Origin of the sequence: Pleurocapsa sp. CCALA 161, assembly GCF_003003995.1 — a bacterium.
GTDB lineage: Bacteria > Cyanobacteriota > Cyanobacteriia > Cyanobacteriales > Xenococcaceae > Waterburya.
In genome coordinates, this window is sequence record NZ_PVWF01000001.1 from 128,181 (window position 1) to 139,867 (window position 11,687).

General features: G+C 41.3%; 10 protein-coding genes. 6 read left to right on the forward strand and 4 right to left on the reverse strand.

Annotation, left to right across the window (positions count from 1 at the left end; all coding sequences use genetic code 11):
* Nucleotides 1–4: 4 nt before the first annotated feature.
* From C7B62_RS00575 to C7B62_RS00585, 3 genes are all read left to right on the forward strand, one after another.
* Nucleotides 5–448 carry a response regulator gene (locus tag C7B62_RS00575; RefSeq protein ID WP_106232655.1) on the forward strand — a complete coding sequence of 148 codons (444 nt, stop codon included), beginning with the start codon at nt 5–7 and terminating at the stop codon, nt 446–448.
* A 198-nt stretch (nt 449–646) separates the two neighbouring features.
* Entirely contained in the window at nt 647–2,779 is a 2,133-nt protein-coding gene (locus tag C7B62_RS00580; RefSeq protein ID WP_106232656.1) for a flagellar motor protein MotB, read from the forward strand.
* A gap of 18 nt (nt 2,780–2,797) precedes the next feature.
* Nucleotides 2,798–3,331 (forward strand): Rab family GTPase, encoded by a 534-nt coding sequence (locus C7B62_RS00585; protein ID WP_106232657.1) that lies wholly within the window; start codon nt 2,798–2,800, stop codon nt 3,329–3,331.
* Here the strand turns inward: C7B62_RS00585 and C7B62_RS00590 are convergent.
* Nucleotides 3,321–3,959 (reverse strand): transaldolase family protein, encoded by a 639-nt coding sequence (locus tag C7B62_RS00590; protein ID WP_106232658.1) that lies wholly within the window; start codon nt 3,957–3,959, stop codon nt 3,321–3,323. The two genes, C7B62_RS00585 and C7B62_RS00590, sit on opposite strands and share 11 nt — an antisense overlap.
* Nucleotides 3,960–4,237: 278 nt before the next feature.
* Here C7B62_RS00590 and dnaK point away from each other — a divergent pair, with 278 nt between their 5' ends.
* On the forward strand, nt 4,238–6,622 hold the full coding sequence (dnaK, locus tag C7B62_RS00595) for a molecular chaperone DnaK (protein ID WP_106232659.1): 2,385 nt from the start codon (nt 4,238–4,240) through the stop codon (nt 6,620–6,622).
* Nucleotides 6,623–6,680: 58 nt separating this feature from the next.
* Nucleotides 6,681–7,577 (forward strand): DnaJ C-terminal domain-containing protein, encoded by an 897-nt coding sequence (locus C7B62_RS00600; RefSeq protein ID WP_106232660.1) that lies wholly within the window; start codon nt 6,681–6,683, stop codon nt 7,575–7,577.
* 47 nt (nt 7,578–7,624) lie between these two features.
* Here the strand turns inward: C7B62_RS00600 and C7B62_RS00605 are convergent, their stop codons facing one another.
* Entirely contained in the window at nt 7,625–8,800 is a 1,176-nt protein-coding gene (locus C7B62_RS00605) for a cysteine desulfurase family protein (RefSeq protein ID WP_106232661.1), read from the reverse strand.
* A gap of 242 nt (nt 8,801–9,042) precedes the next feature.
* Here C7B62_RS00605 and C7B62_RS00610 point away from each other — a divergent pair, with 242 nt between their 5' ends.
* Entirely contained in the window at nt 9,043–10,059 is a 1,017-nt protein-coding gene (locus tag C7B62_RS00610) for a Ycf66 family protein (RefSeq protein WP_106232662.1), read from the forward strand.
* Nucleotides 10,060–10,104: 45 nt separating this feature from the next.
* Here the strand turns inward: C7B62_RS00610 and C7B62_RS00615 are convergent, their stop codons facing one another.
* Nucleotides 10,105–10,605 (reverse strand): hypothetical protein, encoded by a 501-nt coding sequence (locus C7B62_RS00615; RefSeq protein ID WP_106232663.1) that lies wholly within the window; start codon nt 10,603–10,605, stop codon nt 10,105–10,107.
* A 65-nt stretch (nt 10,606–10,670) separates the two neighbouring features.
* The gene (gene fghA, locus C7B62_RS00620; protein ID WP_106232664.1) at nt 10,671–11,522 is read right to left on the reverse strand and encodes an S-formylglutathione hydrolase; all 852 of its coding nucleotides are present in this window, start codon (nt 11,520–11,522) and stop codon (nt 10,671–10,673) included.
* Nucleotides 11,523–11,687: the final 165 nt, after the last annotated feature.

Here is an 11,687-nt window from a genome sequence, read left to right on the forward strand (position 1 = left end):
TTAAATGAACGAAAATCAGCAACAAGCATTATTAATTATTGAAGATAGCGATGAAGATTTTGCAGCTTTAACCCGAATGATGAATAAAGCTAAAATTTCTCATCCTGTATATCGCTGTGAAGATGGTGAAGATGCGCTAGATTTTCTCTATTGTGAAGGAAAATACGCCGACATTAGCTATCTTCGTCCTGCTTTGATTGTTTTAGATCTCAATTTACCAGGCACTGATGGTCGAGAAGTGTTAACCGCCTTGAAAAACGATCAAGATCTACAAAAAATCCCTGTGGTTATCTTTTCCACTTCTTCTAATCCTCAAGATATTGAAGCTTGCTATCGCCAGGGGGTTAGTGGTTACATTATTAAGCCGATGAATGTCCACCGTTTAAATCAATTAGTCAATACTTTTTTGGCATATTGGTTTCAAACTGTAGAATTGCCTATTAATTAATTGTTAATCTTTTATCTCTAGTGTGAATTAGTTTCCCTACAGTAAATTCATCAAGATTATTAAGTGGTTGAAATTTAGTTGCAAATAAGCCTAAGCTCTTGATTTATAATTAGCAGCTAAGATTAAGTCAAAATAATCTTGTGATGATAAAAATTTAAGACTTAATTTGCGAAAGTCGGAATGCTTTAAAAACTGTCTATGAATGAAGATTGCCACAATCTGTCAGATTTATCTAACCACAAAAAGTTAAATTCAGCTGACTTAGAACAGATTAAAGATCTGATTGAAATTTTAGTGGATGAAGAGACTTTGCCTAATCCCGATTCAGAGTCACTATTCAAACCAAATTCCAATTTATCAAGATCAGCTCAACCAGATTTAAATTTTCTTGAATCAGACTGCATAAACCCAAAAGAAATGGAGACAGAGCAGAAGAGTAAATCTGAGGAGGCAGCCAAACTACTGGCGCTGACAGCAATTGAAGAGGCGCAAGAAATCGAGGCAGAAAAGGCAATCCCTGAAGATTTAGCCGATACGGTTAATAGCTTGATTCCTTTGATTGTGGGATTACTAGAGTTTAAGCAGGATAATTCACGCGAGGGCATAATTGAGACAGTCAGACCCGTATTAGACCGTTTAATTGCCGAGCGGACTCTGGAAGATTCGCCCAAAATGGCCTCAGCGATCGCTAGAATTCTGCCCGCAGCGATTGAAGATGAAATCCGACTTAACCCTTTATCCATTGCCAGAGCGATCGCGCCAGAAATTGCCCTCTCAATTAGAGAACAGATCCTCTTGGACGCAGATGCTATCCCTAAGACTTTAGGCCCAGAGATGGGCAAAGCAATCAAGGCTCAGATCGAATCTGAAAGGGATGCGATGGTCGATGCTCTCTACCCTGTGATCGGCAGTACTATTTCTAAATACATGGTGGAAGTAGTACAGGATATTAACAGTAAAATTGAGAGAACTCTTAGTCCTGAAGGTATTAAACGTAAGTTTCGCGCCAAAGTACAGGGAATTTCCGAGGCGGAACTAATTTTTCAAGAGTCGGTAGGATACCGTGTTCGAGCAATATTTTTGATCGATAAAGACTCTGGACTGATAATTCAGGAAATACAGATTCCTGGCGAAAGACACCTCGACTCTGAGATGCTGGCGGGGATGTTGACGGCAATTCGCAGCTTTGCTAATGACTGTATTGCTTCTGGTTCGGAATTAGATTTAGTCGACTATGGTGATTGGCAAATTCTGCTTGAAGTGGCTGGCTATTGCTATTTGGCGGTGATAGTTGCAGGAGAACCACCCAGAGCATTTATTACTAAAACGCGCCAAGTTTTGGGGGAAATAGTCATCGAACATGACAAGGCGATTCAAAATTTTAATGGTAATTTAGCAGATGTTCCCCTCGGCATCAAAACTAAACTAGAGCGGTTAACCCAAACCAATCAAAACAAACCGCAAAAATCGTCTTCTCCCATTTTGTGGCTGCTAATTTTTGTTCTTGGTCTAGTTTTTGTTCCTTGGGGGATAAGTAGCTATCGTGCCAGAATTGCCCACCGCATTGAGCAAGCTAGCGTCATTCAACTAGACGCTGCGCCAGAGTTATCAGTATATCGTTTAGATCCTACAGTCAAGCAGGGTAAATTGATTGTAAAGGGGAGAGTACCCGATAAATATTTGCGCGATCGCGCCGAAACTATCTTGCAAGCAATTGCTGAGCAAAATCAACTTGAGATTGATAATCAGATTGTAATAATTAATGTTCCTGTTAGTCCTAATTTGGTGACAGGAGAGATTCAAAGATTGACAAATTTATTTAATCAACAGCCCCAGGTATCTATTCAGACTAGTTATCAACCCAAGACTTTAAATATTAATGGATTGGTGCGAGATGAATCTACTCGCCAAAGCATTGGTCAAGCATTTAAGCAGATACCTGGAATTGAACAGATTGTGTTTAATATCAGCGAGCAATTACCGATTGTCAAACAGCGAATTTATTTTAAATCAGGTTCGAGCGAGCTAGATTTTGTCGATAATTTTGCTAAAATTAATGCTGTTAAACAACTTCTGCAACAACATCCTCAACTGCATTTGCAGCTAGTTGCCTCCAATGACACTATCGGTTCTTCTATTATTAACTACAAGCTGAATCACAAGCGTTGTCAAAGTGTCAAAACTGCTTTAATCGCCAGAGGAATTCTGGCAACTAGACTAATAAATAACTGTAATTCGATCCGTTCAGCTAACCAGCAAGATCCTCGTAGACCAAACTGGTTAAAACGATATGTTGGCTTTAAACCATTCATTCCCTCGAACTATAAATAAATACCGTATACTCTATTCATGTCTACAATTACCCAAAAAATTTGTTTACTAGGAGATTTTAGTGTCGGTAAAACCAGTTTAGTACGCCGTTTTATCGAAGACAAATTTAGCGATCGCTATCTATCTACCGTAGGAGTAAAGGTATCCCGCAAATTGGTAGAGGTAAAAACTGAGATAGAAACACACCAAATCAATCTTCTAATTTGGGATCTTGAAGGCAATACCAAATTCAAATCTATTGCCCCCAGTTATCTTAAAGGGGCTAGCGGTTCTATCATTGTTGGCGATCTAAGTCGCTCTGATACCTTAAACAATCTCACTCAGCACCTTCGGCTATTTTTGGAAATTAATCCCCACGGACAAGTAGCTGTAGCTTTAAACAAAGCCGATCTAATTCCGCCCGAAAAACTAGCCAAATTAGTAGAAAATTACCAGTTGAATAATTTCCCCAGAGTGATCGGGGTTTATACAACTTCGGCAAAGACAGGGGATCGCATTGAGCAGATGTTTGAAGATATCTCTACTGTACTTATTCCTGCGGTTAAGTCATAGAAATTCCTCGTCCTCGATCAGCAAACTCAGCTATGGTTTTGGTTGATAGCTCATGAGTTGTCATTGCCTGTAAAATATTCATAGGGACAGTGAGATGATGCGCTCCTGCCTGTAGGGTTGCTGCTGCCTCCTGGGAAGACTTAATACTGGCTGCTAAAATTTCTGTTTTGCTGTTTTTCAGCACGTTAGCCATCGACTGCACTAGCCCTAAACCATCCCCTAATAATCTGGTGGCGCGGTTAACATAGGCGATCGCATATTTAGCTCCTGCTTCTGAAGCGATCGCAGCTTGGGCTGGACTATAGATCGCCGTTACCGAACAGGCAATTTCTGAAGCCAAACGAGCCGTTACCCGAAAACCCATCTCAGTAGCAGGAATTTTTAAGACCAAGCGATCGCCGACTATCTCCGCAGCTTGATATCCTTCCTGGATCATACTGTCAAAGTCGTTAGCACAGAGTTGGTAGTATAGTTCTCCAGGACAGATGGCTGAAAGTTGCTGAAGACATTCTTTGGGTGGCAGAGGGCTTTTTTGTAATAAAGTGGGATTAGTGGTAATTCCTTTCACCCAACCCATTGCCACTGCTGCTTGGGCTTCTTCTAAAATAGCCGAATCTAAGTAAATCATAATTTTACGTCTGATGTGAATTAACTTGTGTTTAAATTAGCTAGTTTTAAGCTCTAAGTTCTAAGCTCTAAATAGTATGATCAGGAGTTTCATACATTCAATCAGCAACGCCCACAAGTATTATCTTGATTATCTTGACTACTAACTCTCAACCTCTATATTTATTAAAGTAAACTAGAGGGAATTAAAAGCTGATCTATGGTGTTAAGCTGCCAAAGCAAATTAAAACCACGTAGTATATATATTTTGGGGAACGATTCTAGGAGACTATTACAGATATGGGCAAAGTAGTCGGCATCGATTTAGGAACAACTAACTCCGTAGTGGCGGTAATGGAGGGGGGAAAACCTACGGTAATTGCCAATTCAGAAGGAATGCGAACTACCCCCTCTGTAGTTGGCTTTAACAAAGATGGAGAATTAGTCGTTGGGCAACTAGCCAGACGGCAAAGTGTCTTAAATCCAGAAAATACTTTCTACGGTGTTAAAAGATTTGTTGGTCGTCAATATACCGAACTACAGCCAGAATCGAAGCGAGTTCCCTACACCATTAAGCGAGACGAATTGGGCAATATTAAAATTCGCTGCCCTAAGCTCAAAAAAGAATTTGCCCCAGAAGAAGTCTCGGCAATGATTTTACGCAAGCTGGCGGAGGAGGCGGAGCGTTATCTAGGCGAAACCATCACTGGTGCAGTAATTACCGTACCTGCCTACTTTAATGATTCTCAACGTCAGGCGACGAGAGATGCAGGACGTATTGCTGGATTAGACGTATTGCGGATTATCAACGAACCTACCGCAGCAGCGTTAGCCTATGGACTCGATCAACGTCGTCCTCAAACGATCATGGTATTTGATTTAGGTGGCGGTACTTTTGATGTCTCAATCCTGGATATTGGCGATGGAGTGTTTGAAGTTAGATCCACCAGTGGGGATACACAACTAGGGGGGAATGATTTTGACCGTCGGATTGTGGACTGGTTGGCCGAAGAATTTCTCAAACAAGAAGGAGTTGACCTGAGAAAAAGCGATCGCCAAGCATTGCAAAGACTAACCGAAGCAGCGGAAAAAGCTAAGATCGAGCTATCTAGTCTCTCCGTTACGGAAATCAATCTTCCCTTTATCACCGCCACGGTCGATGGGCCAAAGCATATTGAAATCCAGCTTAATCGCCCTAAATTTGAAGAACTGTGTGGCGATTTAGTCAGTCGTCTACGCCGTCCTCTCAAGCGGGCAATTGCTGATGCTGGATTAAGCCCGATGGATATTGATGAAGTGGTGCTGGTGGGGGGTTCAACTCGCATACCCATGGTGCAGGATCTGGTGCGTAGTTATATTGACCTCGAACCCAATCAAAACGTCAATCCTGATGAAGTAGTGGCAATTGGCGCAGCGATTCAGTCAGGCATCATGACTAACGAGGTTAAAGACATCTTGCTGTTAGATGTGACTCCTTTGTCTTTAGGGCTAGAAACCATTGGCGGAGTGATGAAAAAACTGCTGCCTCGTAATACTACTATTCCCGTGCGCCGTTCGGATGTCTTCTCTACAGGGGAAAATAATCAAACCGTCGTGGAAATTCATGCCCTTCAGGGTGAACGGGAAATGGCAAACGGCAATAAATCTTTAGGTCGGTTTAAACTGACGGGTATTCCTCCTGCCCCCAGGGGTGTTCCCCAGATTCAAGTATCGTTTGATATTGATGCGAACGGGATCTTGCAGGTAACAGCCAGAGATAAAACCACTGGTAGAGAACAGGGTATTACCGTTTCAGGTGCTTCAACCTTGAGCGAGGCTGAAATTAACCGTATGATTAGTGAAGCGGATAAATTTGCCGAAGAAGACCGCGCCAGAAGAGAGCGCATCGAAAAACGTAACCGTGCCAAAGCTTTAACGGATCAGGCACAACGCAAACTCAAAGAAGTAACCCTCGACTTCGGTAGTCAGTTTGCCAGCTATTATCGCCGTCGTATTGATGTTCTGTGTGAAGAAATTCTTAAAAGTCTCGAACAAGATGATGAAAGAAGTTTAGATCGCGCTGAAGGAGATTTGCAGGATACTTTATATGAGCTAAATCGTGAAATTAGACTGCAATATGACGACGAGGATGATGATGATTTTTTCGGCGCAATTAAAAAAACTTTCTTAGGAGATGATGACGATAAGTATACGGAAGACTATTCCTATGATCCCCGTCAAACAGACTATTATGGCGGTTATTCCGATCAAGGCAGTGGCTATGGTTATCCTCCTAGCCGAGATGTAGGTCGTACCGCTGGAGGATACGGCAATGATAGTTATGGAGATGGATACTACGATAATCCCTCTCGTCGTCCTAGCTACAATGATAATCTAAATAATGGTTATGACGATTACGATAGTCAATCCCGTCGCGATTCTGGGGGATATAGCGATCGCAGCAATCGAAATAATAAAGGCTACGATAATCCTGCTCCTCGCCCTGGTTATAACGACAATCCTTACGCTCCCTATAGTAATCCAGCCTCTTCTCCACCCCGCAGAGGAACGCCTCCAGGTCGCGTTGACTCCCAGACGGGTAGTCGCGATAACTATCCTCCCCAAGACCCCTATAATAGTCGCAATTCTGCCCGCAGCGATTCTTACAGCAATGACTGGGATGATGAAGACGATGAGTGGTTCTAACGGTGCTAACGTCTGGTAACAAATAACCCATAATCAACAATCAACCAATAACTGAAATATGCAGGAAGTGGGTAATTATTATGAAATGCTGGGCGTGACCAAAAACGCCTCTAGTAGTGAAATTAAAAAAGCGTATCGTACCTTAGCCATCAAGTACCACCCAGATCGCAATCTGGGTAATAAAGCCGCCGAAGAAAAGTTTAAGGACATTAATGAAGCCTACGAAATTCTGTCCGATCAAACTAGACGGGTTCAATACGACCAATCCATTAATCGTAAAAAGTTTATTAATAAAACTGGTTTGGGTAATTTTGGGCGTAATAATGGCGCGGAGACTAAAGCAAATGCGACCAATCGCGATCGCAGTCGAGTAGAAAGCGAAGACTTTCGCCCAGGCACAACGAAAAGAACCAGAGTAGTTAATTCTCGTCCTGCTAGCCGTGACATTGAAGCAAAACTCACCTTGGGTTTAGATGAAGCCTATCGGGGAGGCAAAAGAAAGATTCGTTTGGAAGATGGCAGATCTTTGGAGGTTGAGATGCCAGAAAAAATGATTAATGGGCAACGTATTCGTCTAAAGGGACAGGGGATTGAAGCAGGTGATCTATATCTCAAAATTACTGTGGCGCGTCATCCTTTCTTTGAAATCCAGGGAGAAAATATTTATTGCCAAGTTCCCGTTACTCCCACCGAAGCAATTTTAGGTAGTGCGATCGAAGTGCCGACGATTGATGGTTTAGTTAAGGTGAGCGTACCTAATGGAGTACGTTCAGGTCAAAGATTGCGCTTGGCTAATAAAGGCTATTTTGATAAGTTAGGCAATAGAGGCGATCAGCTAGTAGAAATCCAGATTTTCACCCCCAAAGAAATTACTGAGGAAGAAAAAGAACTGTATGAAAAGCTCAGATCGTTAGAGCAGTTCAACCCCCGCAAAAACATTCTGAAAAGTTTATAAATACATATAAATACATATAAATACATAAATTATTAATAACTAAAAGCTTAACTACAGCATACTAATGGAGGCATCAAACGACAGATAACCTGTTTTAAAACCATTGCTGTCCAGTCTATATCAGCCTCTGTAGTATCTTTCCCCAAGGTTAAACGAATTCCTCGCTTGGCTGCTGATGAACTGTAACCCATTGCCGTTAAAACGGGACTAGGATTTAATTTGCCACTATGACAAGCTGAACCCGCACTGATACCGATGCCTGCTTGATTTAGCTGTCTAACAATAGTTTTTCCCGTAATATCTTTGGCTCTGGTAGCAAAGCGATCGCTTAAAATAAAACTAACATGATGGGGAAGACGATAGATTCGATCCCCTGTAGTCTCTAAACAAGGATAGTCTGCCATCAGATCAAAAAGGCGATCGCGCAGGGTAATCAGACGAAAGACTTCCGTTTGCATCTCTGCTGCTGCCAACTCTGCTGCTACACCCAATGCAGCGATCGCAGGTAACGCCTGAGTTCCTGAGCGCAGGTTGGCTTCCTGTCCTCCTCCGCCAAATAAAGGTATCAGCGTAATTCCCTCACGGATATATAAAGCACCTGCTCCTTGGATTCCATATAGTTTATGAGCAGAGAGGGATAATAAATCTATCCCTAGTTGATGGACATCAACAGGTAAACGCCCTGCTACCTGCACTGCATCAGTATGAAAGAGAGCGCCATGTTCTCTAGTGATAGCTGCCAGTTTTTCGATTGGTTGCAGCGTTCCCACCTCACTTTGTCCATAAATGATTGAAACTAAAACTGTATTGGGTTGCAGGGATGCCTGTAAGTCCAAAGGATTAACCCTACCGTAGCGATTGACAGGCAGTTTGGTTACTTTCCATCCCCATTGCTCCAAAAGCCTAGCAGGCTCATTAATCGCCGAATGTTCAACGCTAGAAATAATCATATGTTGTGGCGTACTGTAACGTCTAGCTACTCCCATAATCGCTAGATTATTAGCTTCTGTGCCTCCAGAGGTGAAAACTATCGCTTCAGGGTTAGAAGCATTAACTAATCCTGCTACCTGTATTCTGGCTGTTTCTAGAACTGTTGCCGATCGCTGTCCCCAATCGTGAAGACTCGAAGGATTTCCCCATTGCTCTACAAACACAGCTTGAGCCGCCAAGATTGCTTCAGGACGAGGTTTGGTCGTGGCACTATGATCTAGATAAATTTGCATACAATTATTATTGATTAACTCTCAATCTAATTGAGGGAGAGCTTTTGTTTACTTTTAGTTTTATTGTCTCTTGCTGAAGATATTTTAAACTATTCATTGAGATATATTTTTGCTTGGTTATTGGTGACTAGTTCCTGAGTTAGTTTTTTTCTACAGTGTTTTGTTGAGATAATTATGGAAATTAATACAAAATATCCTGTTCATGTCGCAGAATATATAGAGCAATCAATGGAGTTTGGAAAATGCTGTCATACGCCTTAGCGATCGCCGTAGCCATCAGCAGTCTCGTACTGTTTTCAACCGCTTTTTTGATGTCTGAGATCCACCGTAAGGATGATTTTCTCTGGAGTACAGTAGGATTGTTTTATGCTTTAGTGCTGTGGTACTGCGCCCGCAATATTACTGGGGCAGTTCTTTTAGGTCAGGCTGCTGCTACAGTTTTAATCGTCTCCTCAAGTTGGCAAACGATTAAATTGAGGCGCGCGATCGCATATCCAGCACAAGGGGCGGAAACCAACAATTTCTCAATTCTCCAAGGCATTAACGGTTTACTCAAGCGCAAAAAGCCTCAAGTTCAGCCATCTACCCCACCTGTGGCTAAAGCACCTAAGCCCAAGGTGACAGAACAGAATATTGTCATTCCTGAAACTCCTGCCAATATTTCTGAAGAAGGCACTAAAAAAGTTCAAGCTGCTGATAGTTTTATTACTAATGAAGCCAATGTTGCAAATGATGAATCTGTAGTTGAGGCAGCAGAAAAAACAACCTCAGCTATAAAAGATGCCCCTAACAGTCAAGTATCACCAGTAGAAACTGAACCTTTACCGCTACCAAATAAGTTACCCGAAGTTTCTAAGCCAGCCGAAAACCAATCAGCAACCAAAGATACTCCTCATCCTCATCCTCAGCCTCAAGAAAATGTTCAACCAGACGTACAAACTGAGGATTCATCCACAACAGTTGCTAACGAAGAAAAAGAAAAAGATACAGCTACAAATACAACTCAAAAAGTTGAACCAACACCTGAAATCACTCCCCCAGCAACAGCAAAATCTACCCAACCTAAATCAGCACTTGATTCTTTAGAAACAGTAGAAGTTGCTGAAGTATTGGAAGCAGAGTCTGATCGTCAATCGAATAATCGAGATACAGATCGATTTAACATTATTGAAGTAACTACTACTGAGATTAATGTGACTACCGAAGTCATCAAAACAGATCAAAATCAAGATAGTGACTCTGATTTTAAAGAAGTGTAACCAGTAAAAACAGGTATTTAGAGAGTATCTGCTCACAATCATTACCTATAAACGAGTTACGTGGGCAGAACTCATAGTTACCCAATAGGTAATATCATCTTTAGTAATTTTATCTGGTGATTTTTCATTTTCTTGAGAGATTTGACGACTATTATAAAGTTGCGACGGAAATAAATTTTGCAAGAAAAATTGAACTGTATTGGGCTTAAGCAATCCCTGTTTAATAGCAGCATCGCCAAAACGCAAGGAATTTGCATGTTGCTCTTTAAGTATTTTTTGAATATCTGATTCGCTCAGTAACCCTGCCTTGTTTAAGTAAAAACCAATGGGATGTTCTCTTCTTTGGTTAACTAGTTTAAACCACTCTTGAACAAAGAAGTCGGCAGTGTTTTGCTTGATCCACCCTCTAAGAGCTAGTATTTCGCCCAGGCGCATATCTTCATAATAAGCTTGATCTCTTAAGGCTACTTCTAGTTGTGGTGTAGTAATTAGATCGGCTTCTTGTAAAATCGTCCCAATTGGTTTGAAAGTGATAAATTTAGACATCAGAATTTATTGAAAATAGCAGCCAATTTAAAAATTTTCTGGTTCTAAATCAACTGATGATTAATTTAATTAGTTAAATAAACAGCATGATGCTGCATATGATCCTTTATAAAACTACTAATGGTAAAGTAGCTGTGATCGTATCCCTGTTGCCAGCGTAATTTTAATTTTTGTCCGACTTGTTGACAGGCTTGCTCAAAATTTTCGGGCAATAATTGTTGCTGTTGATAAAACTGATCTTCAGTTCCCTGATCGATTAAGATTGTGGAGTTTAGCTGAGTATGTTTGACTAATTCACTCGCATCATATTTCGTCCATTTTTGCCGATCTGTACCTAAGTAAGTTGTAAATAGTTTCTCTCCCCAAGGACATTTGGTTGGTGCTGCTATAGGTGCAAAAGCGGACACAGATAGATACTGCTGCGGATTTTTCAGGGCGCAAATTAACGCTCCATGTCCTCCCATGGAATGACCAAAAATGCTTTGTTTGTCTGGTTTAACAGGGAAATTTTGCGCAATTAAAGCTGGTAATTCTTGAGTGATGTAACTATACATTTGGTAATGTTTCTGCCAAGGGTTTTCTGTAGCATCGACATAAAAACCCGCACCACTACCAAGATCCCACGTCTCATCTTCTCCAGGAATGCCCGTATTACGAGGACTAGTATCGGGTGCAACCAGCATAATACCCAATTTTGCAGCATATTGCTGTGCGCCAGCTTTGGTGATAAAGTTCTCCTCGTTACAGGTTAAACCCGATAAGTAGTAAAGAATTGGCACAGAGTGATACTTTGTCTGGGGAGGAAGATAGACTGCAAAATTCATCGGGCAGTTACAGGTAGCTGACTGGTGGGAGTAATAGGCAACAGTGCCATCAAAACAACGGTATTCAGAATTAAGCTGGAGAGAATTAGGCATATTATTTATATTAAAAACTTAATTATTTTGAGCGATCGCAAATGTAGTAGTTTTATTTAATTCATGAAAGGACCTTGATTGGTTTTTAGGTAGTAGGTAGTAGGTAGTAGGTAGTAGGTAGTAGGTAGTAGGTAGTAGGTAGTAGGTAGTAGGTAGTAGGTAGTA

Bases quoted from the DNA above. Each gene is read 5' to 3' on its own strand.
- C7B62_RS00590 (WP_106232658.1), bottom strand. From the start codon at position 3,959: ATGATTTACTTAGATTCGGCTATTTTAGAAGAAGCCCAAGCAGCAGTG.
- C7B62_RS00600 (WP_106232660.1), top strand. From the start codon at position 6,681: ATGCAGGAAGTGGGTAATTATTATGAAATGCTGGGCGTGACCAAAAAC.
- fghA (WP_106232664.1), bottom strand. From the start codon at position 11,522: ATGCCTAATTCTCTCCAGCTTAATTCTGAATACCGTTGTTTTGATGGC.
- dnaK (WP_106232659.1), top strand. From the start codon at position 4,238: ATGGGCAAAGTAGTCGGCATCGATTTAGGAACAACTAACTCCGTAGTG.
- C7B62_RS00575 (WP_106232655.1), top strand. From the start codon at position 5: ATGAACGAAAATCAGCAACAAGCATTATTAATTATTGAAGATAGCGAT.
- C7B62_RS00610 (WP_106232662.1), top strand. From the start codon at position 9,043: ATGCTGTCATACGCCTTAGCGATCGCCGTAGCCATCAGCAGTCTCGTA.
- C7B62_RS00605 (WP_106232661.1), bottom strand. From the start codon at position 8,800: ATGCAAATTTATCTAGATCATAGTGCCACGACCAAACCTCGTCCTGAA.
- C7B62_RS00580 (WP_106232656.1), top strand. From the start codon at position 647: ATGAATGAAGATTGCCACAATCTGTCAGATTTATCTAACCACAAAAAG.
- C7B62_RS00585 (WP_106232657.1), top strand. From the start codon at position 2,798: ATGTCTACAATTACCCAAAAAATTTGTTTACTAGGAGATTTTAGTGTC.
- C7B62_RS00615 (WP_106232663.1), bottom strand. From the start codon at position 10,605: ATGTCTAAATTTATCACTTTCAAACCAATTGGGACGATTTTACAAGAA.